Here is a 26563-nt window from a genome sequence, read left to right as displayed (position 1 = left end):
CCGACGGCGTCCACGGTCGCCGGCGGGGCCCTGACCTGGCACGTCGCTGTCCACGCCGGCCGACGTGGGCATCTTCGCGGTCGGCTCGTTCGTGGCGCCGTCGACCGGGCCCGAGTTGACCACCGCGGACGTGGATCCGAACTGGCTGCGGTCGTTCGGGGTCGACCCGTCGCCGGCCCGGCCGCTGTCGACGGTCGGCGGGCTCTGGGTGTACGAGTACCTGGCCGCCGGGACGGTCGACGCCGAGGCGTCGATCCCGACCCTGGCCACCGGCGGCCCGGACAAGCACGTGCGGCTGCACGTCACGTCTACCCGCCGCAGCTGGGGCTGGACGTCACGGTCACCGGCACGGTGGCAGCCAAATAGACAGAACGCCCCGCCCGCGAAAGCGGGCGGGGCGTTCTCGAAGCGGCGTGCTCAGCCGATCTTGTTCACGGCCGCGGCGAGCGCGGACTTCTTGTTGGCCGCCTGGTTGGCGTGGATGACGCCCTTGCTGGCGGCCTTGTCCAGGCTGCGGGAGGCGACCCGGACCAGCTCGAGGGCCTTGTCCTTGTCGCCGGCGGCGACAGCCTCGCGGACCTTGCGGACGGCGGTCTTCACACCGGACTTGACCGCCTTGTTGCGCAGGCGAGCGGCCTCGTTGGTCTTGATCCGCTTCTGCTGCGACTTGATGTTCGCCACGCGACTGCCTCTCAGTTCACTGCGTCTGGGTCGTGTCGCACTTCACACGGCACCCGATCTGCGACAGCACCGGGTCTTCCTCCACGACGGAACGCCGCACGACACGAGCAGCCAGTCTAACGCACCGTGAACGGCGCCTGCGCGGTGCCCACGACCACGGCGTACGCGCCCTTCTCCACCTCGCGCCTGCCGGCGGCGTCCACGTCGCCCGGGGTGATCCCGAGCTGGCTGACGTTGAACTTGACCTGGACGGTCTTGGACTCGCCGGGCTTGAGGTCGACCCGGGTGTAGCCGACCAGCCGCTTGTCCGGCACGAGCACGGGGCTGACCGCCTGGTGCACGTACACCGGCACCACCGTGCTGCCGGCGACCGTACCGCTGTTGGTCACCGTCACCGACACCGTCTCCTTGCCGTCGGTCCGCACGGTGGCGGCGCTCACGGTCGGCGTGGAGGTGGCGAAGGTCGTGTAGGACAGGCCGAAGCCGAACGAGAACAGCGGGTCGTAGCCGGAGCTGGCGCCGCCGTTGGTGCCGGGCAGCTGGTCGTAGGACATCGGCAGGTCGCCGACGGTCTTGGGCCACGAGACGGGCAGCTTGCCGCTGGGGTTGGCCTTGCCGAACAGGATGTCGGCCAGCGCGTGGCCGCCCTCGGAGCCGGGCAGCCAGGACTGCAGCAGGGTCGGCGCGGTGGCCACGGAGCCGAGCACCAGCGGCCGGCCGGTCATCAGCACCACGACCACCGGCTTGCCGGTCGCCTTGAGCGAGTCCACCAGGGACTGCTGGGCGGCGGTCAGCGTCGGGTTCTCCTTGTCGTTGGTGCCCTCGGCGCCGGCCTTCTCGCCCAGCACCACGACCACGGCGTCGGCGTCGGCCGCCTGCGCCACCGCGGTGTCGTCGGTCGCGCCGACCACGGTGGCGTTCGGCACGGCTTCCTTGATGCCCTGCAACGCCGTGACGACCGGCGGCGTCGGGCCGCCCGGCGTGACGCCCTGCCAGTTCACGGTCCAGCCGCCGAACTGCTGGGCCGGGTTGTCCGCGCTGTCGCCGGCGACGACGATCTTGTGCACGCCGGTGGACAGCGGCAGCGTCTTGTTGTCGTTGCGCAGCAACACGGTCGACTCGGTGGCGGCCTGCCGCGCGAGGTCGGTGCCGGCCCCGTTGACGATGCCGTCGGCCGCGTTCTCGTCGACGAACGGCTTGTCGAACAGGCCCAGCTCGAACTTGAGCTTGAGGATGCGGCCGACGGCCTCGTCGATGCGGTGCTGGCTGATCAGTCCGTTGTGGACGTCGTCGGTCAGCGCCTTGGTGTAGCCGGCGGCGTCGGAGGGCTCCATCGCCATGTCCACGCCCGCGTTCACGCTCATCGCGATGGCGGTCGGGTAGTCCGGCGCGGCGTGGTACTTGGTGACCAGGCTGGCCATGTCAGACCAGTCGCTGACGGTCACGCCGGTGAAGCCCATGCGCTGGCGCAGCTCGGTGGTGAGCATGAACTTCGACGCGTGCACGGGGATGCCGTTGACCGCGCCGGAGTTGGCCATCGCGGTCAGCACGCCGGCGTCGATCTGCGGCTGGAAGGCCGGCAGGAACACGTCCTGGAGCTCACGCACGGGGATCTGCGCCGGCACCCGGTCGTGGCCTCCTGCCGGGGCCGAGTAGCCGGCGAAGTGCTTGGCGGTGGCGGCCAGCTTGGCCGTGGCGCCCTTGCCGTCGTAGGCCTGCAGACCGGTGACCAGGGAGCCGGCCAGGGAGCCGGCCAGCAGCGGGTCCTCGCTCAGCGTCTCGTAGTAGCGGCCCCAGCGGGTGTCGCGGGAGATGTCGGAGACGGGCGCGAAGTCCCAGAACACGCCGGTCGCGCGCATCGTCGCCGAGGTGGACTCGCCCATCTTCTCGGCCAGCGCCGGGTCCCAGGTGGCGCCGACGCCGATCTGCTGCGGGAACATCGTGGCGGTCACGAGGTTGTTGTCGCCGTGCACGCCGTCGGCCCCGTACAGCACGGGGATCTTGAGGCGGTTGTTGTCCAGCGTGTAGTGCTGGATGCCGTTGGTGATCTGGGCCCAGCCCTTGGCGGTGTTGTCCACCGGGTAGTCGCCGCCGCCGGACAGGATCGAGCCGACGTGCGCGTCCACCAGCACCTGCTGCTCGCAGGAGGCCACCAGCGGGCCGTTGGCGTTGTTGCAGTCGCCGCGCAGCTTGCCCACCCTGATCTGCGCCATCTGGCCGACCTTCTCGGCCAGCGTCATCCGGCGCAGCAGGTCGTTCACGCGGTACTGGGCCGGCACCGCGGGGTTGAGGTAGATGGGTCTGCCGTGGTCGTCGGAGCCGGTCGGTCCGCTGGGTGACGCCTGGCCGCTGGACTGGGCCAGCGCCGTGGTCAGCGCGATGACGGCCGTCATCGCGAGGGCGGCGCGGATACCGGGGCGGATTCGGGCCACTGTGCCTCCTGTTCTGGCTGGTAACGCAGTTGTCACCTTTGTCCGAGAGGCCCCGTGACCAGTAGCGCCGATCGGGGGATTTGGAAGCGCTCCCATCCCGCGATCTGGGCACACACAGTGACGTGTTTCAGAGTTTTTACAGTGCTGCCAAGGACTTTCCTTGCGTCACGGTGGTTCGGACAACGCGGGTGATCGTCACACGGGTGCCCGTGAGCGGTGCCGGGAGGGGACGGATTTCCGCAGCTGAGCGCCCGATTGGACACGGTTCCTGAACGTCCCAGCATCTGGTCACGGATGTGAACGCGACGCGGTTCGGGCATCCATGGTTGTGAACGATTACCGCCGTCCGGGGGGTCACGCGAACACTCGACCGGGCGCTAGCGTCCGGTGGTGCGCCGATATCTCACCGCTCTGCTAGTCGCCGTTGCCGCGTTGAGCGTGGTGACGGCCGCGCCCGCGAGCGCCGCCGATCGTGTCGTCACCGACTACCAGGATCCGCTGACCGCGCTGCCGCCGGTCAGCAGACCGCCGACCCCGCACTGCGCGGTCACCGCCATGCAGCACGTGTTCGCCAACTCCTATGGCCAGCCCTACGTCGGCACGCTGACGCCGCCGGCCGAGTGCGCCGGGCCGTGGACCAAGGTGGTGCTGAGCTGGACCGGCAAGAGCCAGGGCCGCCAGTACGACCGGCTCGCCGGCCTGTGGATCGGCGGGGCCGAGGTGCTGCGGACCTCGACGCCGGAGCCGGACCCGTCCGGCATCACCTGGAGCTTCGACCGCGACATCACCGAGTTCTCGCCGCTGCTGCACCAGCCGCAGCCGTTCGTGGTGGACCTGGGCAACGTCGTCAACGACACCTACACCGGGCCCTACGACATCACCGTCACGATCACCTACTACCAGGCCGACCGGGCCCATCCGGCGCCGAAGCAGGCCGACACCGTGCTGCCGCTGGCCGCCGACGCCTCGAAACCGGGCTGGCAGGACCTGGCGGCCGGCAAGAACTACACCGCCCAGGTGACCGTGCCGGCCAACACCGCGAAGCTGACCGCCGAGATCTACGCGCGGGGCGGTGGCTGCGAGGAGTTCTGGTGGTCGAACGTGCCGGATTCTCTGGTGCAGGCCAATCCCTCCGCCGGGCTGTGCGGCGGCGGGGCCTACCGTGAGGTCGAGGTGACCGTCGACGGCCGGCCCGCCGGGGTCGTGTCGCCGTACTCGGTGATCTACACCGGCGGCGTGGCGCCCATGCTGTGGCGGCCGATCACGGCGATCGACTCCATCGTCACGCTGCCGTACACGATCGACCTGAGCCCCTTCATCGGTCTGCTCACCGACGGCAAGCCGCACACCGTGCAGCTGATCCCGCCGAAGGGCATCGTCGACCTGTGGACGCTGGGCGGAAACCTGTTCGCCACCACCGATCCGCACGTCAAGCGGGTCACCGGCACGCTGTTGCAGGACATCGTGCCGGACGCTGATGTGCGGACCACCACCAACGGCACCGGCCTCGACAACAAGGTCGTCACGCACGTCCAGCGGTCTTGGCGGACCGCCGGGGTGCTGCACACCTCGGCCGGCTTCGTGCCGGTGAACTCGACCGGGCAGTGGACCTTCGACAACACCACGACCCTGGCCGACTCGGGAGCGAAGCAGACCACCGACCAGCGGGTGCTCGGCAACTACGGGACCAATGGCTTCGACTTCTCGCTGACCGCCGACGTCACCCAGCACATCGTGGACGACAACAACTACCGGATCGACGCGACCGTCCACCAGGGACGTCGCTTGTGGACGGTCGACGGCGGGCCGGCCGCGCTGAGCGTGGACACCATCGACACCAGCGGCGGATTCGGCCGCACCAACGGGGTGCTCAGCTACGCCGACGGGCAGTCCAGCGAGCGGTGGAGCGGCCTGGCCGACACCGGCCGCTTCTACTCCCACGACATCGACACCGCCCACGGCTACGTCACCCGCGACGTCCACTTCGGCTGACGCTCCCCTTTCCGCCCCGCCCCGCCTCCCCTCCACCCCCCCTTCTTCTCCCACATGTGGCCCACATTCGACTCCAGGAGTCGAATGTGGGCCACATGTGCCGAAATTTTGGGGAGGGTGGAGTGGGCGGGCGTCAGTAAATGCTGCCGGCGTTGACGACCGGCTGGGTGGCGCGGTCGCCGCACAGCACCACCAGCAGGTTGCTGACCATGGCCGCCTTGCGCTCCTCGTCCAGCTCGACGACGTCCCGCTCGGCCAGCCGGGCCAGGGCCAGCTCGACCATGCCGACCGCGCCCTCGACGATGCGCTGCCGGGCCGCGACGACCGCGCCCGCCTGCTGCCGCTGGAGCATCGCGCCGGCGATCTCGGCCGCATAGGCCAGGTGGGTCAGCCGGGACTCGATGACCCTCACGCCGGCCGACCGGACCCGCTCGGCGATCTCGGCCGACAGCTTGCCGGTGATCTCCTCGGCGTTCTCCCGAAGCGACAGCCGGTCGTCATCGGTGTGGTTGTCGTACGGGTAGCTGGTGGCGATGTGCCGCACCGCGGTCTCGGTCTGGATGCCGACGAACCGGACGAAGTCGTCGACCTCGAACGCGGCCCGGGCGGTGTCCTCGATCTGCCAGACGACCACCACCGCCATCTCGATCGGGTTGCCCTCGGCGTCGTTGACCTTGGCCACGGCGGTCTCGTGGTTGCGGATCCGCACCGACAGCCGCATGCGGCTGCTCAGCGGGTTCACGAAGTGCAGCCCGGGCGTGCGCACCGTGCCGGTGTAGCGGCCGAAGAACTGGATCACCGCGGCCACGCCCGGCGGCAGCACGAACAGGCCGCGCAGCATGATCAGGCCGACCACGGAGACCGCCAGCCACCCGAACTGCTGGGTGGTCGCCGCCACCACGATGCCGGCGACCAGCAGCACCAGCGCGAGCAGCAGCGCGAACCCGCCGGGCATCCGCTTCGCCGGTCGCTCGGCGATGGTCGGCTCCGGCGTGGGGATCTCGCTCATGGCCCCCTCCTCAATCTATCAATGTGATATCAGAACTGTACCACGGTGAAACGCCAGCGCGGCGGCGTTCCGAGGAGCATGATGGGGTGATCCGCACCGGCCGGGAGGGGAACGAGTTGGACACGGGAGGGCTGCCGGCGTACGGGCAGCAACAGTCGGCGGAACAGGCCCCGGCGCTACAGATCACCGGTCTGCGCAAGGCGTTCAACACCACAGTGGCCGTGGACGACGTCCAGCTGGTGGTGCCGAGGGGGTCGTTCTTCGGGCTGGTCGGCCCCAACGGCGCCGGCAAGACCACATCGCTGTCCATGGCCGTCGGGCTGCTGCGCCCGGACGCCGGGACCGTGCGCATCTTCGGCGTGGACGTGTGGGAGTCGCCGGAGCGGGCCAAGGCCCTGGTCGGCGTGCTGCCGGACGGCATGGCGCTGCCCGAGCGGCTCACCGGGCGTGAACTGCTCACGTACACGGGTCTGCTGCGCGGGCTCGACCAGGCCACGGTCGCCGCGCGCGCGGCCGAACTGCTGGGAGTTCTGGAGCTGGTCGACGCCGAGCGGACCCTGGTGATCGACTACTCGGCCGGCATGCGCAAGAAGATCGGCCTCGCCACCGCGCTGCTGCACGCCCCGAAGCTGCTGGTGTTGGACGAGCCGTTCGAGGCGGTCGACCCCGTGTCGGCGTCCACGATCCGCACGATCCTGCAGCGGTTCGTCGCCTCCGGCGGCGCGGTCGTGCTGTCCAGCCACGTGATGGAGCTGGTCGAGAAGCTCTGCGACCACGTCGCCGTGATCACCCGCGGGCGGGTCGTGGCCAGCGGGCCGGTGGAGCAGGTCCGCGGTGGACAGTCGCTGGAGCAGGCGTTCGTGCACCTGGTCGGCGGCCGCACCGGCGGCGGGGAAGGGCTGTCGTGGTTGGCGTCCTGATCCGCATGAAGCTGCGGGTGCTGTCGCACTCGCTCGGCGGGGCGCGGGCGGCGAGCTTCGCCTTCGGCGCGCTGGTCGGCCTCGCGGCCGGCGGCGTGTCGCTGTTCCTGGTGATGCTCGGCTACCAGAACGGCGTGTCCATCGGCACCACCGTCGCCTCGGTGATGATGCTGCTGTGGACGATCGGCTGGCTGATCGGTCCGATCATCATGGGCGGCGGCGACGAGACGCTGCGCCCGGAGAACTTCGCCCTGCTGCCCTTGTCGCCGACGAAGCTGGCCTTCGGTCTGCTGGGCGCGTCGCTGGCCGGCGTGCCGCCGGTGGCGACGGTGATCGCGTTCCTCGGCCTGGTGGTCGGGGCGCTGTGGCTCGGCGCGCTGCCGGCGATCGTTGCCGTGGTCACGGCCGTGCTGGCGCTGGCCCTGACCGTGCTGTTGTCGCGTGTGGTCGTCGGCGCGCTCGGGGCGGTGCTGGGATCCCGCCGCGGCAAGGATCTCGGCGTGCTGCTCGCGGCGTTGGCCGGCCTGTCCTACCTGCCGCTGCGGTACGCGGGGGAGGCGCTGGCCCCGGTCATTCTCCAGAACAACCCGGTGCTTGGCGGCACGCTGCGCTGGCTGCCGACCGGCTGGGCGCCGGCGGCGGTCGAGGGCGCGGCCACCGGCAACTGGCTGGCCGTGATCGGAGCGGTGCTCGCGTTGGCCGCGGCGGACGGTCTCCTGCTGCTGGCGTACTCGCGACTGCTGGTGCTGCGGCTGACCACGCCCCAGACCAACGTCGGCCCGGCGAAGGCGGGGAGGGTCAAGGCCTCCGGCCGCAGCCTGCTGCCGGCGACGCCGGTCGGCGCGGTGATCGGCAAGGAACTGCGGCTGTGGTGGCGGGACGCCCGGCGCCGGGCGATGCTGCTGACCTCGGTGCTGATCGGCCTGTTCATCCCGGTGTTCTCGTCGGCCGGCGGCCGCGGCGCGCTGGTCATGCTGCCGTTCGCCGGGCTGTGGGTCGTCGGCTTCTCCATGCTCCAGGTCAGCAATCTGTACGGCTTCGACGGCACCTCGGTGTGGCACACCATCGTCACACCCGGGGCGGCCCGGGCCGACGTTCGCGGGCGGCAGTGGGCGTGGGGGCTGATCGTCGGTCCTATCGCGATCGTGGCCGGGTTGGTGCTGCCCGGCGTGGCCGGCAGTTGGTGGGCGTACCCCTGGGTGCTCGGCGTGCTGCCGGCGATGCTCGGCGGCGGGGCCGGCTTCATGCTGCTGCTGTCGGTGTACTGGGCGTTCCCGATGCCGGTGCAGCGCGGCAGCAACCCGTTCAACCAGGGCAACCGGCCCGGCTGCTCACGGGGCCTGGTGCGCCTGCTGTCCATGCTGTTTCTGCTGGTCATCGCCCTGCCGTCGCTGATTCTGCTGATCGTCGGGCAGATCGCGCACAACCCGGTGCTGAGCTGGATCGCCGTGCCCGTGGGCCTGGCCACAGGCGGATTCGCGGCGTGGTGGCTGGGGCGGCTGGCCGAGCGGCGGCTGCTCGCCCGCGGCCCGGAGCTGCTGGCTCAAGTGAAGGCCGCTGGTTGATCGCCAGCTGGGTGACGGTGGCGCTGCGTAGCGTTGAGCTGGTGTTTCGTTGAGGTAACCAGTGGTTTGGAGTAGTGCCCTCAGCCGCCGCGCTGGGTGAAGATGTCGACCATGACGAGCAACGGGCGCGGCGACGGCGAGTTGTTTCGCGGTTACCTGAACCCGGCGCGGCCGCACGCCGGCGCGTACGACGAGATGTTCTCGGCCGACGCGTCCGTGCGGTCCGCGTACCGCTCGCTGCACGAGGTGCTGGCACCGTCCGATGTGGCCGATCTCAGCGCCAGGTCCGACGCGCTCGGGCGGGCCTTCGTGGATCAGGGCATCACCTTCTCGCTGTCCGGTCAGGAACGGCCGTTCCCGCTCGACCTCGTGCCCCGGGTGATCACCGCCTCGGAGTGGGCCAAGCTGGAGCGCGGCATCGTGCAGCGGACACGGGCACTGGAGGCGTTCCTGGCTGACGTCTACGGCGACGGGCAGATCGTCCGCGACGGGGTGCTGCCGCGGCGGCTGATCACCTCGTGCGAGCACTTCCACCGCGAGGCCGCCGGGATCGTGCCGCCCAACGGGGTGCGCATCCACGTCGCCGGCATCGACCTCGTGCGCGACGAGGCCGGCACGTTCCGCGTGCTGGAGGACAACGTGCGGTGCCCGTCCGGGGTGTCGTACGTGATGGAGAACCGGCGCACCATGGCCCGCGTCTTCCCGGACCTGTTCGCGCGGCACCGGGTTCGCGCCGTCGGCGACTACGCCGTGCACCTGCTGCGAGCCCTGCGCAACGCCGCCGCGCCCAATGCCGCCGACCCCAACGTGGTCGTGCTGACGCCCGGCGTGCACAATTCGGCCTACTTCGAGCACTCCCTGCTGGCCCGGCAGATGGGCGTGGAGCTGGTGGAGGGGCGGGACCTGTTCTGCCGCGACCACACCATCTACCTGCGCACCACCGAGGGCGAGCGGCAGGTGGACGTGATCTACCGCCGCATCGACGACCCGTACCTGGATCCCGTGCACTTCCGGCCCGACTCCGTGCTGGGCGTGGCCGGGCTGGCCAACGCCGCCCGCGCCGGCAACGTGGTGATCGCCAACGCCGTCGGCACCGGCGTGGCCGACGACAAGCTCGTGTACACCTACATGCCGGAGATCGTGCAGTACTACCTCGGCGAGAAACCGTTGCTGCCCAACGTGGACACCTTCCGGTGCTGGCTGCCGGACGAGCGGGCCCACGTGCTCGACCGGATGTCCGAGCTGGTGGTCAAGCCGGTCGAGGGCTCCGGCGGCTACGGCATCGTGTTCGGGCCGGAAGCCTCGGCGAAGGAGCTGAACGCGTTGCGGCGCAAGGTTCGCGGCAATCCCCGGGGCTGGATCGCGCAGCCGGTGGTGCAGCTGTCCACCGTGCCGACCAAGATCGGTGACAAGCTCTGCCCGCGGCACGTGGACCTTCGACCGTTCGCGGTCAACGACGGCAACTTCGTGTTCGTGCTGCCCGGCGGGTTGACGCGGGTGGCGCTGCCGGAGGGGAGCCTGGTGGTGAACTCCTCACAGGGCGGCGGTTCCAAGGACACCTGGGTGCTGGCGCCCCGATCGTCCACAGTGGAGAGTGAGCTGTCCGGGCCGGGGCTCGTGCAAGCCGTGCCGTTGGACGGCGTGGCGACCGAGCAGGGCCCGGAACTGACGGCATCCCAGCAACAGCAACAACAACAGCAGTGAGGGAGGCGTCGTGCTGGCGAGGAACGCGGAATCCCTGTACTGGATCGGCCGTTACGTCGAACGCGCCGACGACACCGCGCGCATTCTCGACGTGTCCGTCCACCAGTTGCTGGAGGACGCGACCGTCAATCCGGACGCGGAAAGCCGGCAGCTGCTGTCCGTCCTGGGCATCACGCCGCCCGACGGCACGACTCTGGACGTGTGGTCGCTGACCGAGCTGGTGGCCTACTCGTTGGGCAATGCCGCCTCCATCTGCGCCTCCGTGACGTCGGCGCGGGAGAACACCCGTGGCGCGCGGGAAGTCGTGTCCACGGAGATGTGGGAATGCCTGAACAGCATGTGGAATGCCGTGCCGGAGCGGCAGCGCTACGCCCGACAGGTGGGGCCGCACGCGTTCTTCTCCTTCGTGGAGGAGCGGGCCGCCATGTTCGCCGGGCTGGCCGACTCGACCATGAGCCGCGACGACGGCTGGCGGTTCCTGGTGCTGGGACGGTCCGTCGAACGCGTGGACATGATCGTGCGGCTGCTGCTTTCCCGTTCCGGTGACAAGGCTTCCTCGCCCGGCTGGGTCACCGTGCTGCGGTCCGCCGGCGCGCACGACACGTACCTGCGGACCTACCGTGGGGCCATGGACGCCAGTCGCGTGGTCCAGTTCTTGTTGCTGGACCGGCTCTTTCCCCGCTCCGTGTTCCACGCCCTGTCCCAGGCCGAGCAGTGCCTCGAACACCTCTACCACGCGCCCGGCCGTCGGGTCGGCGCCACCGCCGAGGCCTCCCGGCTGCTCGGCAAGGCTCGCAGCGATCTCGAGTTCCTGCGCATCTCCGAACTCATGGAGAACCTGCCCCGGCGGCTGAAGTCCTTGCAGGCCACCGTTCGCGACGTCGGCGAGGCTGTGTCGCAGCAGTACTTCCACTCCGTGCCCTGGGTCGCGTGGACCAACACGGAGGTGGGCGCATGAGTTGGCGGCTTCGTGTCACGCACACCACCGAGTACCGGTACGCCTCGCCGGTCACCCAGTCGTACAACGAGGTTCGACTCACCCCGCGCAGCGACCGGCGGCAGAACGTCGTGGTCAGCCGCGTGGAGACCCATCCCGCCACCCGCGCCTACCGGTACACCGACTACTGGGGCACCGTCGTCACCTCCTTCGACCTGCACGCTCCGCACACCGAGCTGTCCGTCGTCGGCTCCTCCGTCGTCGAGACCGGCGGCGAGGTCGCCCCCACCGGCGGCGCCACCTGGACCGACCTTCGCGGCGAGGACGTCCTCGACCGGTACACCGAGTACCTCGGCTGGACCGACTACGTGCCCCGGGACCGGGAACTCGCCGCCAAGGCCCGGGAACTCCGTCGCGGGCTCACCCCCGTCGACGCCGTCCACGCCGCCGCCTCCTGGGTTCATTCCCAGATGACCTACCGGCAGGGCAGCACCGGCGTGCACAGCTCCGCCGCCGACGCGTGGCAGGCCAAGGAAGGCGTCTGCCAGGACTACGCCCACCTCACCCTCGCCCTCCTGCGTGCCATGGGCATCCCCGCCCGCTACGTCTCCGGCTACCTGCACACCCGGGCCGACGGCGCCGCCAAGGAGACCGTGCAGGGTGAGAGCCACGCGTGGATCGAGGCGTGGACCGGCGGTTGGTGGGCCTACGACCCCACCAACGCCATCCCCATCGGCCCGCGCCACGTCTGGGTCGCCGTCGGCCGCGACTACGCCGACGTCGTCCCCTTCAAGGGCATCTACACCGGCGGTGCCGGCGCCGGCCTCACCGTCACCGTGGAGCTCACCCGCCTGGCGTGAGCCACATGTCACGCTAGGTCGCCGACTGTGGCGGCTAGTTACTTCCAACGATACCGCCATCTGCGTTGTACTATTGCCGCGTGAAGCCGGATCTGTTCCAAGCGCCCGAGTTCGGGCGAGCGACGAAGAAGCCTGGCGACAGGTGGGCTTTCTGGTACTTCGAGCCTGCGGCCATGCCTCGTGATCTCGTCATGACCTCCAGGACGGTACTGGCTTTGTCGAAGGCCGATGCCGCACTCGGGCGCCTGTCCGGAGTTGGCCGGCTGATCAAGGATCCGTCGATTCTCGTCGAGCCCTACTTGGCTCGTGAGGCCGTTGCGAGCTCGCGGATCGAGGGCACGGAGGCGTCGCTCTCGGATGTCTTCAAGGCTGAGGCCGGCGATGAGTCGAGTGGCAATGACGACGTCCAGGAGGTCGTCAACTATCAGCGTGCACTGTATGCGGGGATCCGACTGCTCGACGATCTTCCCATTAGCGGGCGATTGGTCCTCGAGGTGCACAGGGTGCTGCTGTCCGGCGTGCGCGGGCAGGAGAAGCTCCCGGGGGAGTTCAGGAGGAGTCCGGTGTGGATCGGCTCGCCCACGGACTCGCCCGACACCGCCGCCTTCGTGCCGCCCCTGCCCGAGCTCGTCATGGCTGCGCTGGCCGACTGGGAGAGGTTCGTCAACGAGACGGACGACCTGCCGGTGCTCGTGGTGTGCGCGCTGATGCATTACCAGTTCGAGACGATCCACCCTTTTCTCGACGGCAACGGCCGTATCGGCCGGCTGCTGATCATGCTGTTGCTCATCGAGCGCAAGGTGCTGGAGCTTCCGCTCCTGTATATCAGCGCGTACATGGAACAGAACCGGCGGGAGTACTACGACCGGCTGCAGGCCGTGCGGGAGCGCGGCGAGATCCAGGAGTGGCTCCAGTTCTTCCTCACCGCTGTCCACAAGCAGGCCTCGGACGCCGAGGGACGCGCGGGCAAATTGGTGGACCTTCGTGAAGAGTATCGCGAGAGGTTGCAGCGGAAGAAGAGTCGGGTCATCGAGGTTGCGGAGCTGCTCTTCTCGAATCCGTTCGTGACGGTGAAGAGGGTGGAGAATGCGCTGGAGGTGACCAATCAGGGGGCGCGCAATCTCATCGACTCACTGGAGAAGAGCGGAATCCTTCGCAAGGTGGGCAGCTCGGGGCGAGGTGGGCGGGTCTTCTGGGTCGCGGATGACGTCTTTGAGGCCATCGACTGACCCGGGCAGCTGGGGCGCCCCTCCAATGTTGAGGGCCTTATCGTTGGAGCGTGGGCTGTGTGACGCAAGCAGCGTTGGAAGGTGCCGCCCAACTTCCAACGTTGAGGGCCTTATCGTTGGAGCGTGGGCTGTGTGACGCAAGCAGCGTTGGAAGGTGCCGCCCAACTTCCAACGCTGCGACGCGGGTCACCTGCGGTCAGTGCCAGCCGCGGGCGTGGAGGGCGTCGACGACGACGCCGAAGCGGTCCGGGGCGAGCACGGCGCCCTCTCGGAGCAGGTCGTTCTCGTGCAGCTCGTAGGCCCGGTCCAGGCGCAGCCACGAGGGGCGGCCGTCCTGGTCCCAGGCGCCCGCGCCGAGGTCCAGCCAGTCCTGCGACTCGTGGGGCTTCTCACAGCATCAGGGCCAGCAGGAAGCGGCCCGTGCGGCCCACGACCAGCAGCGGACGGTCCTTGCCGACCGTGGGGTCGTCCTCGAAGGGCACCCAGGCCCAGACCACCTCGCCCGGGTCGGCCAGGCCGTCCAGGTCGGGGGAGTAGTCGAGCTTGGCCAGGCGCTCGGCGCCGTGCACCTGGGTCACCGCGCCGTGGGCGGGACGGGGAACCGGACCGTGTTCGGACACGGCCAGCACCCTATTCTGTACGGACCATCCCGGGACGCATGGGACCATGGAGTGTGTCCCCCGTCCGCTTTCCCGAGGAACCGCCCCAGTGAGCACGTTCGCCGACAGCACGTTCACGTCGCCGGAGCTGATCCGGAACTTCTGCATCATCGCCCACATCGACCATGGCAAGTCCACCCTGGCCGACCGGATGCTGCAGCTGACGGGCGTGGTCGACGCACGCGCAATGCGGGCCCAGTACCTGGACCGGATGGACATCGAGCGCGAGCGCGGCATCACCATCAAGGCCCAGAACGTGCGGCTGCCGTGGCAGCTGGACGGCCAGGACCACGTGCTGCACATGATCGACACGCCCGGCCACGTCGACTTCACCTACGAGGTGTCGCGGGCCCTCGAGGCATGCGAGGGCGCGATCCTGCTGGTCGACGCCGCGCAGGGCATCGAGGCGCAGACGCTGGCCAACCTGTACCTGGCGCTGGAGAACGACCTCACCGTCATCCCGGTGCTCAACAAGATCGACCTGCCGGCCGCCGACCCCGACAAGTACGCCAAGGAGCTCGCCCACATCATCGGGTGCGACCCCGAGGACGTGCTGCGGGTGTCGGCCAAGACCGGCTTCGGGGTCGGGGAGCTGCTCGACGAGGTCGTCCGCAAGGTGCCGGCTCCGGTCGGCGCGGCCGACGCCCCGCCGCGGGCCATGATCTTCGACTCCGTGTACGACACCTACCGAGGCGTCGTCACCTACATCCGAGTCGTTGACGGCAAGATCACGCCCCGCCAGCGGATCAAGATGATGTCCACCGGCGCCACCCACGAGCTGCTCGAGGTCGGCATCATCTCGCCCGAGCCCAAGCCGTCCGCCGGTCTCGGTGTCGGCGAGGTCGGCTACCTGATCACCGGTGTGAAGGACGTCCGCCAGTCCAAGGTCGGTGACACCGTCACCTCCGAGCGGCACGGGGCGACCGAGCCGTTGGCCGGCTACCGCGAGCCCAGGCCCATGGTCTACTCCGGCCTGTACCCCATGGACGGCTCCGACTACCCCGAGCTGCGCGAGGCGTTGGAGAAGCTCCAGCTCAACGACGCGGCCCTCACCTTCGAGCCCGAGACCTCCGCCGCACTGGGCTTCGGCTTCCGCTGCGGCTTCCTCGGCCTGCTGCACCTGGAGATCACCCGCGACCGCCTGGAGCGGGAGTTCGGCCTCGACCTCATCTCCACCGCGCCCAACGTGGTCTACCGCGTCATCTCCGACGACGGCGCCGAGACCGTGGTGACCAACCCGTCCGACTGGGTCAACGGCAAGATCGCCGAGGTCTTCGAGCCCATCACCAAGTGCACCATCATCGCGCCCAGCGACTTCATCGGCGTGATCATGGAGCTCTGCCAGTCCAAGCGCGGTCAGCTCGGCGGCATGGACTACCTGTCCGAGGACCGCGTCGAGCTCCGCTACACCATGCCGCTCGCCGAGATCATCTTCGACTTCTTCGACTCCCTCAAGTCCCGCACCCGGGGCTACGCCTCGCTGGACTACGAGGAGTCCGGCGAGCAGTCCGCCGACCTCGTCAAGGTCGACATCCTGCTCCAGGGCGAGGCCGTCGACGCCTTCTCCGCCATCGTCCACCGCGACGCCGCCTACGGTTACGGCACCAAGATGGCCACCAAGCTGCGGGAGCTCATCCCCCGCCAGCAGTTCGAGGTCCCCATCCAGGCCGCCATCGGCTCCCGCGTCATCGCCCGAGAGACCATCCGCGCCATCCGCAAGGACGTCCTCGCCAAGTGCTACGGCGGCGACATCACCCGTAAGCGCAAGCTTCTCGAAAAGCAGAAGGAGGGCAAGAAGCGCATGAAGATGGTCGGCCGCGTCGAGGTCCCCCAGGAAGCTTTCGTGGCCGCCCTCTCGACGGACGACTCGGGCGGCAAGGGCAAGAAGTAGCGCCAAGCGCCGCCGGCTCTCCATCGCCGGCGGCGTTTTTCGTTCGCAGGGGGAATGTTCGGTGTCCGTCGACTTCTATGTCGGTTTCGGTGCGCATCCCGACAAGTGGAGCTGCACCAGCGGCACCCTCGCGTGGGTCCTGACCACCACCGCCGACCACGCGCAGGACCCCGGCCTCGTCACCGCGCTACGTGCGCAGGCCGCCCGGGCGTACCACTGTTTCGACTTCAGCATGGTAGGTCGGGAACAGGTGCCCGAGCTGGTCCAGGTGCTGCTCGACGCCCTGCTCCCGGCGGCCGAGCGCGAGCACGCCGACGATCCCGGGCTCGTCTCCCACATCCGGGATCTGGTCGCCCTCGTCGCCCACTGGCAGTCCCAGCACTCGACCGACCTGCTGGAGTGGGGCCACGACTCCGCCCTCGCCGCCGCCCGCCGCCAGCTGGCCGCCGGCGTCCCCATGGAAGACGTCCTGACCCGCTTCCGCGCCAAGGGTTTCTTCGAGGGCGACAGCGTGCTGGCGGTTCAGACCCTGACCAACTGCGACCACTTCGAAGCGCACCAGGTGGTCGTCCACAGCCAGGCCTGGGCCGACCAGCGCGAATACAACGGGCAGCTCCAGGCCGCCTGGGAAGGCGCGCTGGACATGCTGGAGGCGGAATCCGGGTCAGCGGAGGCCGGCCAGGATCACGCCTGACGAGATCCTCCCGCCGCGGACTGTCTTGTCGCTGAAGGAAAGAAGCGTCCGACCGACCGGGCACCCGCCGGATCAGCGGACGGTGTTCGGCGCCCAGGTCTCGATCGCGCCGAACTGCATGGAGAAGTTGCCGCTCTCGTCGGCCTGGAAACCGGTGCCCGAGCTGCCTTGAGGACTGGTGTGTCGGCAACCGATCTGTCAGGTATTCATCCGGAGCGTGGCCTCCGATGACGTGTCATACATCATGGTTGGGTTGTCGCAGCGTTGCCTACTGTTGAGCAGTGACATCCACTCATATGAACGCACCGATTTGTTCCAGATTCGTGTTTTAGTGACAATTAGGACAAGTCGGATGGTGGTCGCATTGCCAATCGCGGTGCCTGTCAATCGGCCGAACAGTGCCTGACGTGCGGTTTTATGACGCATGTAGTGAGATGTGCGTCACACCTCTGCTGGTGGACCCGGTCTGTTAGGTCTGGATAAAGTGTCCGAGTCACGCGTCCCGCGTGCAGGCAATGGGGGGAACCATCGCCTTTTTGCGTCGGCCTAGGCAGGCGTGAATTTGGCATGCCCTCCTGTCGAAAAAAGGGGGGTATGTGAGTCGGGTCAGACGTGGATTCCGCGCGGTTGCGCTCGGGATCGGATTCACGCTCGTGGCATCGCTTGCGGCAGTGCCGGGCACGGCGGCGGCAGATCCGCTGCCGATCGATCCAGCCCGCGAACGCAGCCAGGTGCTGTCGTTGCTGCGCACCGGCGGTTCGATGGTCCGCGCGGCGGCCGCGCAGGCTCTGGTCGGCAGCGACGCCGACGTGCACACTTTCCTCACCACCGGCATCGTGCACCTCAAGCAGGTGGACGACCGGATCAACACGGACCGGCTGCTCGCTTCTGGTGGTCCGGCCATTCAGGCGGCCGCTCAGCAGGCGTTGGACTCCTCAGCGGCGGGCGCCCTGCCGACGTTTCTCAAGTCAGGCTGGCAGACGCCGTCGGCAGTCGACCAGCGGATTCGTATCGACCAGGTGATGGCCGCCGGCGGCACCGAGGTGCACAAGGCCGCCCAGCAGGCGTTGGACGCCGGCACGACCGACGCCTACAAGGCCTTCCTCAAGTCGGGCTGGCAGACGCCCTACGCCACGGACCAGCGCGTCAGGGTGAACCAGATCCTCGCGACCGGAGGTCCGGAGGTCCAGAAGGTCGCTCAGCGCGCGTTGGACGCCAATTCGGTCGACGCGCTGACCCAGTTCATCGACAACGACTGGGCGGTGGCCGCTGCCCACGACCAGGAGACGGCGACGGTCGAGCAGCTCGCTGGGGTGGCGAAGGACGCCGGCGAAGAGGCGACTCGGGAGACACACGCGGCACAGGACGAAGCCGACCGTGCCGCCAAGGAAGCCGAAGCGGCACGTCAAGCCGCGATTGCGGCTGCTGATGCGGCCGCGCATGCCCAGGGGCACGCCGATCAGGCCACCGATGCGGCCCGCCAGGCCGCGGTGGCCGCCGACAACGCATCGTCCGCGGCACAGCAAGCTGTAGGCGCGGCGAACGCGGCGACGGCGGCCGCTCGGGTCGCGGCAAGTGCGGCGTTTTTTGCCGCGTCGGCCGCCTCCATGGCCGGACAGGCGGCGTCCACCGCGTACAACGCGGCGACGGCGGCTGTTTTGGACAAGATTTAGGCCGGCGATGCCGCTACGTTTTTTTAAAAATGCCCGTGACGTCGCGACTGGCGCGCTGAAGGCCTCAGTCGCCGCTACCGCGGCTGGTGACGCCGCGAAGGCGGCGAGCAACGCCGCGGCTGCGGCCGACCACGCCGGCACTCAGGCAGCGGACGCGGCGCAAGCCGCCGCACAGGCCAGCGTCGACGCGGAGCACGCAGGTGCGGACGCTGCCCAGGCCAAGGCGGCCGCGGCCAAGGCCCGGGCCGCCGCGGACCGTGCACACGCGGCCTCGCAGGCAGCCCTGACCTTCGCCAATGCCGCCGCGGACGCCGCGTACCGATCTCGCGATGCCGCCAACCTCGCGGCCCAGGACGCGATTGCCGCGGCAGCGGCGGCGGAGGACGCGGCCGCACACGCCGGACAGTCGACCGACGCCGCGAACAAGGCGACGGCGCATGCGAACAACGCCTCCGCCGCCGCTCAGCGTGCGATCAACGCCGCCAATCAGGCGCAAAGCATCTACGACGCGGCCCGCGCCGCCGACGCCGCTCGTGTGCAGGCTTCGGCGGGCCAGCTCGACGATGCCGCCAAGCAAGCCAATGCCATTGCGGCGCAACAGAACACGAAGGTCGCCTGGGATTCGACGCAGGCCGCGGCGCGAACCGCGGAGACCAATCGGCTGATCGCCGAGGCGAACGCGCCCGGCACCGATCACGCGCTCGCGCTGACCGATGCCCGCAAGGTCGCCCTCACTTTGATCGACACGGGCGGGGCGTGGACCGCATCGGCCGCCGCGTCCGCACTCAGCGGCAGCGACGACGAAGCGCTGGACTTCGTCCGCAACGGCATCACGATCGCCGCAGGTCAGGACGACCGCGTGACGCTGCAGAACCTGGCGGCCACCGGCACGTCGAACTTTCAAGCGGCGGCCAAAGCGGCGCTTGCCGGTTCGGATGCCGACGCGCAGAACTTTTTGCAGCACAAGGACTACCCGCAGCGCTATCTCGATGACCGGATCGCGGTCAACCAGATCCTGGCCGCCGCGCAGCAGTCCGGTGGGTCCGCGGTCGCGAGCAACGCCCAGCAGGCCCTCGACGCGAACACCGATCAGGCGCTGCGCGATTTCCTTGGCACCGGGCAGTATCCGGCGGCCGCGAACGATCAGCGGATCAAGGTCGACCGGGCTCTGGCCGACCCGAACGCCGGCCCGGAGTTGAAGGCGGACGCCCAGGCCGCGCTGGACGGCCCACCCGCGTTCCTGAACCAGTTCCTGACCACCACGCAGTACATCGCCGCGCAGCACGACTCCGACTCGGCCACGCACGACGCCGAGGTCCTCGGATATCTGAAGCAGGCCAGCGAGATCGCGGTGAAGGCGGCGCAGGACGCGGACGCCGCACAGCTCGCCGCGGCCAATGCGCGTGGGTCCGCTCAGGACGCCACGAATGCGAAGAACCAGGCGGCTGCCGACGCTCAGGCCGCGCAGAACTTTGCGAACCAGGCCCACGATGCCGCCACGAAGGCGGAACAGTCCGCGCAGCAGGCAGCCGCGTCGGCCGCGACCGCGCGCAACGCGGCGGCTTCGGCCGACGTGTCGGCCCGGCAGGCCGCTCAGTCCGCGGAGTGGGCCGTCGCGTCGGCCTACCAGGCCGGCCAGTTTGCCAGCGACGCCTACGATTCCTCCCGCGTCGCATTCAACGCGGCCCGAGCGGCTGGCAAGTCCGCCACCGAGGCATTGGCCGCTGCTCGCGACACAGCCAAGACCGCGATCAGCAAGATCGACGCAGCGAAGGCCGACGCGCTGATCAAACAGGCGGCATCATGCAAGGCGCACCATCCCAACGGCGGCCCCGACTATGACAACTGCATCCACCTGATCAGCGAGCCCATCGCCGACCGGATGGGGCAGGCGCTGTCCAACGCCGAGGTGTGCCAGGGCATGCAGCAGGCGTCGCTGCAGATGGGTGGCAACACCGGTGTCGTCAACCAGGCCTTCCAGACCTGTATGAAGGATGTTCTGGATCCGGACTTCCAGAGCAATCGCACGATGGACCTGCTCGTGCCCGCGATCGACCTGCTGTTGGGTCTGGCCGCGGGCCTTGCCGTCGCCACGATCGGCGGTGTCGCCACCGCCGCCTGTGCTATTTCCGAGATCTGCGCGCTGGCCGTCATGGCGATCACCCCGGACGGCGCCGCGTTCACCCCGTGGATGACGTTGGCCGGCATCGGCGCGGGCGGAGCGTTCACCACCGCTAGGGTTGCCGCGGCACTCGACGACGCCCTCATCGACACGGAAGCGCTGGATGCTCTCTACGGTGACAACGCGTACGACATCTTCAGCGATGCCGCGGACGCGGCGGCAGCGTGTCCCGTGGGAGCTGCCGGTGGTTTCGGTGCCAGTGTGTCCGGTCGTGCTGGTGCTGCTGCCCGGACGCCGGCAACCAGCCTCGCGGCCCGGCCGAACGCGGGAAGTGGCCCGTGTAAGGCCATTGCGCTCGGGAACACCGAGTACCTCGATGAGTGGGACTGGTTGAAGCGGTTCGCGTCGAAAGTGGGCGCAACGCCGTACCAAGAGTGGTTGTCGCAGGACATCAACAAGCTGCAGTGGTACGACGAGTTCGAGTACTACCTGACCAACGGTGAAACCAAGATCCATTTCAACTTGGACGGCATAGACGACGTGGACGCGGCAGTCGCTGCGGGTGAGCATGCGGACAGCCCTGAGGGTCCCACCGAGATGTATCAGTACACGAACTGGGAACTGTTCAAGATCAAGAGTACGCCGTCGGCCTGGGACCGCGTGTCCTTCTATCGTGACAGGGGAAATACGCCGGTGCCGAATCCGTTCGCGAAGTGATGGTGACCGATGGCTGAGTTGTGGTCGAGTAGCAGATCGTTTCACCCCATGCAGTTCGTCGTCTCGCACTCACGGCTGGTGCTGCGAGGCTTCGGTGACTCGAGGGCGGACTTCATTGACGTCGAGTTCGTCGACGTCGAACGGATGGAGCTGAGTCGGGTCATGCCCGGTGGCATCGTGTTCCGGACTGTGGACACCCATGAGGGGTACCGCCCCCGGGAATCCGTGCCAGCGGCGCTGCAGGTCGAGATCGAGTGGGCCGGCGGTGCGGGCTTCGTTGCCGCAAGCCGGATGCGCGTGGTCCGGCACTCTGCCGATGGCGTGGATCCGGAGCTGGTCCTCGTGGTGCCCGAGCGAGACGTGGAGTGATCCGGGCGTGGGTCGCCGGTCGCCGATGCGGCGGCCGGCGACCCACGTGTGTCCGGCACCTGCCATGCGAAATGTGTTGATAGAGGGGGAAACATGAGTAGACGGTCACTTGTGGCAGTGACAACGGTCGGTGCTCTGATAGCGGGGTTACTGGTGCCGGCCACGGCTTCGGCGGACACCCAGCCGCAGGCGACCGACCGGGCTCGGGTGGTGATGCTGTGGCAGGTCAGCGGGCAGCTGGTGCGCAGCGCCGCCGAGCAGGCGCTGGTCGGCAGCGACGCCGACGTCCACACGTTCCTCACGTCCGGTTATCAGCACGCGGCGGAGTTGGACGAGCGCATCACGGTCGACCGCATGCTCGCCGACGGCGGCGTGGCCACGAAAACGGCGGCCCAGCAGGCTTTGGACGCGACCGATCCGGGCGCGATACGCCAGTTCCTGGATACCGGCTGGGACACGCCGCGCCAGACCGACCTGAGGGTCCAGGTCGACCAACGGCTCGCGCAGGGCGGCACCGAGACCCGTAAGGCCGCGCAGGCGGCTCTCGACGCGGGCACGGTCGATGCGCTCCAGCAGTTCCTCGCCACCGGGTGGCGCAATCCCTGGCAGACGGACCAACGCATTCGCATCAACCAGATCCTGTCCGGCGGCGGTTCGGAAGTCCGCAAGTCAGCGCAGGTGGCGTTGGACACCGGGACGGTGGACGCGTACGTCCAGTTCCTCGACCAGGACCTGCCGGTCGCGCAGGCACGGGACCAGGAGACCCAGACCGTCGCCCAGTTGGCCAGCGTTGCCCAGGACGCGGGCGACGAAGCGGCGCGCGAGACCCAGGCCGCGATGGACGCCGCGCCCGGGCCGCGGGCTCGTATGTGCCATCACCTCGGATGATCGAAGTAGCACACCCTTCAATGCAGTATACGAACTTCTCAGTGCGTTGGCTGTCAGGGCAAAAATTCCACCAAGGTCCGTCCCAGCCGCATTCAGCGTTTAGGACAACAACATATTTAGCGTATCGCGGCCTACTTTTTTCCATAGCCCGATCCCGTACGATTACTATGCGCAGCTAGAGAGCTCAAATCGTCTACCGAACATACTGCCCACAAGAAGCAAGGTGCAAAAAAGACTCCCTATGTTTGAGGCAAAGCAAAACTGGGAGCACAATTATATGCGAGGTCAAGACTCCTATAAAGCTTGAATCGGTAACTTAGGGTTAGTTGCTAGGGTGTCACCGCAACAACGTCCTCTCTCTAGGTGCGCTCAACTTATGATATACGCCCTTAATCCCCAAGAAAATCTACCGGAGAACCCGTGGCTAAGTACTATCTTCCGATGAAGGGCGTCGCGAGGGAAGCCATCGGCGCGGCGAACGCGGCGAGCAGTGCGGCCGGGGTGGCGGCTTCTGCCGCCGCGCGGGCGGCGACTGCGGCAACGAAGGCGGGACAGGCGGCAGCCACTGCACAGGACGCTGCGACAGCGGCCGTGGGCGATCAAGCGCGTGCGCCGGATGCGCGCCAGGCAGCAGAGCAGGCGCGTGACGTCGCCGTCGGGGCACAGGCGGCGGCCAACGCCGCACAGGCGGCAGGCGACGCGGCACAGCACGCCAGTGACGCCGCCGGCGCCGCAAGGGATGCCGGAAATCAGGCTGCGGCCGCAGCGCAGGCGGCTACCGACGCGGGCAACTTCGCTCACGACTCGGGCGTGGACGCCAGCCAGGCCATTGCCGCGGCCAACCAGGCGAGCAACCAGGCCGCGAGGGCGACACGAGCGGCGAACGCCGCGCAGAACTTCGCCCACGTAGCCGCGGCTGCCGCGTATGCGTCGCGAGACGCGGCCAATCGCGCGGCGGCTGACGCCTTGGCTGCGGCCGCGGCAGCCGATTCGGCGGCGGATCACGCCGGGCATGCTGCCGACGCCGCTGCTGAAGCGACCCAGCACGCGAACGCCGCAACCGAAGCGGCAGCCCGTGCGACCACTGCCGCCACGCAGGCCACCAACATCTACGACGCCGCCCGCCAGGCTGACGCCGAGCGAATCGCGCTGATGACGGAAGACGCCGAGGACAACGCGGTGAAGGCGAAGGCCGCGGCCGCGCCCAACCCTTATGCCACGGACTGGAGCGCCACTCAGCAGGCGCGGCGTGATGCCGAGACCACCAGGCTGATCACGGAGGCGACGGCGAGCGGCGCCTCCGACGCGGTCGCGGTCGCTGACGGCCGCAAGATCGCCCTGCGGCTGGCCCAGACCGGCGGCCCGTGGAGCAAGGCCGCGGCGGTCGCCGCGCTGTCCGGTGTGGATGGACAGGTGCTCGCGTACGTTCGGGGCGGTATCGACGTCGCTGCCGGCCAGGACGACCGGGTCAGCCTGCAGAACGTGGCGGACCTCGGCACCGACGGCCTCCGGAAGGCCGCGGCCACCGCCCTGAAGGGGACCGATTCCGATGTGCGGGCCCTGCTCGCCGGTCGGGACTATCCGAACAGGGCGTTGGACGACCGGATCGCGGTGAACCGCGTCCTCGCCGCCGCGCAGAGCTCGAACGGGGTCGCCGTGCAGCAGGCGGCGCAGAAGGCTCTCGACACGGGCACCGAGGCGGCGTACAACGCCTTCCTCACCCAGGGGCAGTATGTCGCCGCGTCGCAGGACCAGCGGATCGCGGTAGACCGGATCCTGGCCGATCCGGCCAGCGGTCAGGAGACCAAGGGTATGGCCCAGGCGGCGCTCGACGGCACGGACGGCACGCTCCGCCAGTTCCTGGTATCCGGGAAGTACCTTGCCGAGCGGCACGACCACGAGGCGGCGTCCCATGACGCCGAGGTCGCCGGTTATCTCAAGCTGGCGACGCAGGCCGCGGCCACCGCCAACCAGAACGCGAACGACGCTCAGTCCGCCGCGTACACCGCGCGTGGACTCGCGGACAAGGCGGCCGAGTACGCCGCAGCGGCGCGGGCATCCGCCACCGACGCGGGGAATGCCGCACGGGAGGCGCACGACTCAGCGGTGCGGGCAGAGCAGTCGGCGGTGGCCGCGGCCAATTCGGCCACCACCGCCAAGCAGGCGGCGACGAGCGCGCAGAACGACGCGCGTCAGGCCGCGAAGTCGGCTTTGTGGGCGGAGTCCTCGGCCAGCCAGGCGGCGGGCTACGCCAGCACCGCCTACGAGGCGTGGCAGGTGGCATACACGGCGAAGATCCAGACGGGCGCGGACGCCACGGCCGCCGCCGCGGCCGCGAAGCAGGCAGCCGACAAGGCGATCACACAGATCAACGACGAGCGGGCACAGCAGGCGTACCGGCTGTCGAACTACTGTGAGGTCGTCAACGTGGGCGACAAGCCGGCCTACGACGACTGCATGCACTTCGCGGCGTCGAGCCCCGAGGAACGCATCCAGATCATCGCCAACCGAGGGGTGTTCTGCTCGAACATCTTCCAGCAGGGAACCCCGTACTTCGAGAACTGCATCCACGAGACCCTCGACCCGGGATTCGCGGCCGATCAGTCACTGGGGCTCATCAATCAGCTTATGAAGGCGATTGCGACTCTCGAGGTCGGACTCGGCATAGTGCTCACGTCGATGCGCTGCATGATGTCCAACATTTGCAGCATGGGCGCCCTCTACAGCTCGCCGGACGGGGCGGCGATCATTCCGTGGCTCCAGCTGTCGTACAACCTTGCGGGCGGCGGCATGATGGGCGCGGCCCTCACCACAAGGGCGATCGACGTCTTCGAGGACGGGTGGATCGCAAACGAGCGGCTGAGCGCCGCGGTCGCCGCCGAGGCCCGCGCCGCGCTGGAGGCTGACGAGGCGAGTCGCATCTACCGCCTCGGCGAGGATCCGGCTAAGGGATGGAAATTCAATCCCGACGAGCAGGCCATGGCCCTCGAGCTGGAGCAGAAATTCGGTGTGCAGCTGGTTCGTTGGCCTAACGCACAGGGGCCGGACTGGATCGCTCTCGATGGACGGACCTTTGACGGGATTGGCCCGTTCAAATCCCGGTATTTCGACCAGGAGTGGGCCAAGGGGGGTGTTCAGGACAGTATTATCAAGCATGTCATGACCAAGGCTGATATGGTGCCGATCAAACTTGGCGACCTGACGCCTGAGCAGGCAGCCAAGGTGCGCGATTTCATCGTTCCGTATCAGCCATACGTGTTCATCCTGGAGTGACGGTGTCGGCATACTTCACGGTGGGTTTCGGTCCCGGGGCCGAGAGCTGGAACGCCTCGCGCGGACTGGTCAGCTGGGTGGTTGAGGTGCTGGCCGAGCACGTCCAGGACCCACGGCTCGAGGCCACGCTGCGGGAGTTGGCCGCGGAGCAGTACTGGCTCGTCGGATTCGACAAGATCGAACCCGAGCAGGCCCCGGACCTGACCAGGGCGGTGCTGGAGGACCTGATGCCGGCGGCGGAGCGGGAGTTCGCCGACCAGCCGGACGTCGTGGAGATGGTGACCGACCTGGTCAAGATGGTTGACGACTGGCAACGGTCGCAGAACGGCTGACAGTGCACTGGCCCCGGCGATTCCGTCGGGGCCAGTCCAGCCGGGTCAGTCCCGCTGGCAGCCGTCGGGCCAGATGACGGTGACGGGGACGCCGTGGTGGCGGGCGTGGGTGACGACGTCGGCGGTGCCGCCGCGGCCGGCGGCGGGGCGGCCGTCCCAGACGGCGACGAGGCGGTCGGCGACGTCGACCATGTGGACGCTGGCGGCCATGTAGGCCTCGCGGCCGGGGCGGTCGTAGTCCATGGTGACGACCTCGGCGGCCTGCTGGAGTAAGGCGTCGTAGGTGGGGTGGTAGTCGGTGGGCAGGCGCTCGCGGTAGCGCTGGGCCGGCAGGACGGCGACGAGGGAGCCGCCCTCGTCCAGCACGGCCTGGGCGAACAGGGCGTCGGCGCCGTCGGCCAGGCAGCTGACGCCGACGAGGGGAGCGTCGTCGGCCTGGCGGCGGAGCTCGGCTCGGAGAGCGGCGTCGACCAGTGAGCGGGTGGCCTCCTGGAGCCCTCGGTGTCCGGTGATGGCGATCCTGGTCATCACGTCTTCTCCTCGATCGAGGGGCGGCCTCTCGATCGTGCCGTGGACCAGCGCAAATGGGGAAGACGGCCATTGGGTGGCTCACGCC

At 68.8% G+C, this 26563-nt stretch carries 21 protein-coding genes; 15 read left to right on the top strand and 6 right to left on the bottom strand.

The window, feature by feature from the left end:
* The 3 genes from KUTG_RS61330 to KUTG_RS16760 form a co-directional block, all read right to left on the bottom strand.
* The coding region (locus KUTG_RS61330; protein WP_198047202.1) for a hypothetical protein at positions 1-270 on the bottom strand (270 nt) is incomplete at its 3' end.
* A 147-nt stretch (positions 271-417) separates the two neighbouring features.
* On the bottom strand, positions 418-681 hold the full coding sequence (gene rpsT, locus KUTG_RS16765) for a 30S ribosomal protein S20 (protein ID WP_043717948.1): 264 nt from the start codon (positions 679-681) through the stop codon (positions 418-420).
* Between the two features lie 116 nt (positions 682-797).
* A complete protein-coding gene (locus KUTG_RS16760) occupies positions 798-3113 on the bottom strand; it encodes a glycoside hydrolase family 3 N-terminal domain-containing protein (RefSeq protein WP_052394739.1) in 2316 nt (771 codons plus the stop codon).
* Between the two features lie 390 nt (positions 3114-3503).
* Here KUTG_RS16760 and KUTG_RS16755 point away from each other — a divergent pair, with 390 nt between their 5' ends.
* Positions 3504-5105 carry a peptide-N4-asparagine amidase gene (locus tag KUTG_RS16755; RefSeq protein ID WP_157494579.1) on the top strand — a complete coding sequence of 534 codons (1602 nt, stop codon included), beginning with the start codon at positions 3504-3506 and terminating at the stop codon, positions 5103-5105.
* Positions 5106-5238: 133 nt separating this feature from the next.
* Here the strand turns inward: KUTG_RS16755 and KUTG_RS16750 are convergent, their stop codons facing one another.
* Complete coding sequence (locus tag KUTG_RS16750; protein ID WP_043729640.1) at positions 5239-6114, bottom strand: SPFH domain-containing protein; 876 nt, start codon at positions 6112-6114, stop codon at positions 5239-5241.
* 86 nt (positions 6115-6200) lie between these two features.
* Between KUTG_RS16750 and KUTG_RS16745 the strand changes: the two genes are divergently transcribed.
* The 6 genes from KUTG_RS16745 (at position 6201) to KUTG_RS16720 (ending at position 13329) form a co-directional block, all read left to right on the top strand.
* Entirely contained in the window at positions 6201-7034 is an 834-nt protein-coding gene (locus KUTG_RS16745) for an ABC transporter ATP-binding protein (protein ID WP_369794476.1), read from the top strand.
* A complete protein-coding gene (locus KUTG_RS16740; protein WP_043717946.1) occupies positions 7019-8599 on the top strand; it encodes a hypothetical protein in 1581 nt (526 codons plus the stop codon). The genes KUTG_RS16745 and KUTG_RS16740 overlap by 16 nt, the downstream gene beginning before the upstream one ends.
* A gap of 111 nt (positions 8600-8710) precedes the next feature.
* Entirely contained in the window at positions 8711-10303 is a 1593-nt protein-coding gene (locus KUTG_RS16735; RefSeq protein ID WP_232240830.1) for a circularly permuted type 2 ATP-grasp protein, read from the top strand.
* Between the two features lie 10 nt (positions 10304-10313).
* Complete coding sequence (locus tag KUTG_RS16730) at positions 10314-11261, top strand: alpha-E domain-containing protein (RefSeq protein WP_043717945.1); 948 nt, start codon at positions 10314-10316, stop codon at positions 11259-11261.
* A complete protein-coding gene (locus KUTG_RS16725; protein ID WP_043717943.1) occupies positions 11258-12100 on the top strand; it encodes a transglutaminase family protein in 843 nt (280 codons plus the stop codon). Before KUTG_RS16730 ends, KUTG_RS16725 begins: the two co-directional genes overlap by 4 nt.
* Before the next feature lie 80 nt (positions 12101-12180).
* Positions 12181-13329, top strand: a complete 1149-nt coding sequence (locus tag KUTG_RS16720; RefSeq protein WP_043717941.1) for a Fic family protein — start codon at positions 12181-12183, stop codon at positions 13327-13329.
* A 389-nt stretch (positions 13330-13718) separates the two neighbouring features.
* Here the strand turns inward: KUTG_RS16720 and KUTG_RS63650 are convergent, their stop codons facing one another.
* Positions 13719-13949 carry a hypothetical protein gene (locus tag KUTG_RS63650; RefSeq protein WP_232240829.1) on the bottom strand — a complete coding sequence of 77 codons (231 nt, stop codon included), beginning with the start codon at positions 13947-13949 and terminating at the stop codon, positions 13719-13721.
* An 88-nt stretch (positions 13950-14037) separates the two neighbouring features.
* Here KUTG_RS63650 and lepA point away from each other — a divergent pair, with 88 nt between their 5' ends.
* From lepA to KUTG_RS16680, 8 genes are all read left to right on the top strand, one after another.
* On the top strand, positions 14038-15879 hold the full coding sequence (lepA, locus tag KUTG_RS16710; protein ID WP_043717938.1) for a translation elongation factor 4: 1842 nt from the start codon (positions 14038-14040) through the stop codon (positions 15877-15879).
* 61 nt (positions 15880-15940) lie between these two features.
* Positions 15941-16573, top strand: coding sequence for a hypothetical protein (locus KUTG_RS16705; protein ID WP_043717935.1), 633 nt, complete (start codon positions 15941-15943; stop codon positions 16571-16573).
* Positions 16574-17169: 596 nt separating this feature from the next.
* Positions 17170-18246 carry an ALF repeat-containing protein gene (locus KUTG_RS53550; RefSeq protein WP_198047201.1) on the top strand — a complete coding sequence of 359 codons (1077 nt, stop codon included), beginning with the start codon at positions 17170-17172 and terminating at the stop codon, positions 18244-18246.
* Positions 18247-18253: 7 nt separating this feature from the next.
* Positions 18254-21085: an ALF repeat-containing protein gene (locus KUTG_RS53545; RefSeq protein WP_052394732.1), complete on the top strand. Its 2832-nt coding sequence runs from the start codon at positions 18254-18256 to the stop codon at positions 21083-21085.
* 48 nt (positions 21086-21133) lie between these two features.
* Positions 21134-21454, top strand: a complete 321-nt coding sequence (locus KUTG_RS16695) for a hypothetical protein (RefSeq protein ID WP_043717932.1) — start codon at positions 21134-21136, stop codon at positions 21452-21454.
* Between the two features lie 153 nt (positions 21455-21607).
* The gene (locus KUTG_RS16690) at positions 21608-22342 is read left to right on the top strand and encodes an ALF repeat-containing protein (protein ID WP_043717929.1); all 735 of its coding nucleotides are present in this window, start codon (positions 21608-21610) and stop codon (positions 22340-22342) included.
* Positions 22343-22783: 441 nt separating this feature from the next.
* Positions 22784-25615: a hypothetical protein gene (locus KUTG_RS53540; protein ID WP_157494578.1), complete on the top strand. Its 2832-nt coding sequence runs from the start codon at positions 22784-22786 to the stop codon at positions 25613-25615.
* Between the two features lie 2 nt (positions 25616-25617).
* Positions 25618-25947 carry a hypothetical protein gene (locus KUTG_RS16680; RefSeq protein WP_232240828.1) on the top strand — a complete coding sequence of 110 codons (330 nt, stop codon included), beginning with the start codon at positions 25618-25620 and terminating at the stop codon, positions 25945-25947.
* A gap of 45 nt (positions 25948-25992) precedes the next feature.
* Here KUTG_RS16680 and KUTG_RS16675 read toward each other — a convergent pair whose 3' ends face one another.
* Positions 25993-26475: a hypothetical protein gene (locus KUTG_RS16675; RefSeq protein ID WP_198047200.1), complete on the bottom strand. Its 483-nt coding sequence runs from the start codon at positions 26473-26475 to the stop codon at positions 25993-25995.
* Positions 26476-26563 lie beyond the last annotated feature (88 nt).

Source organism: Kutzneria sp. 744, from assembly GCF_000568255.1.
GTDB lineage: Bacteria > Actinomycetota > Actinomycetes > Mycobacteriales > Pseudonocardiaceae > Kutzneria.
Note: the sequence above shows the minus strand (reverse complement) of the source record. Positions and strands in the feature narration are given on the sequence as shown.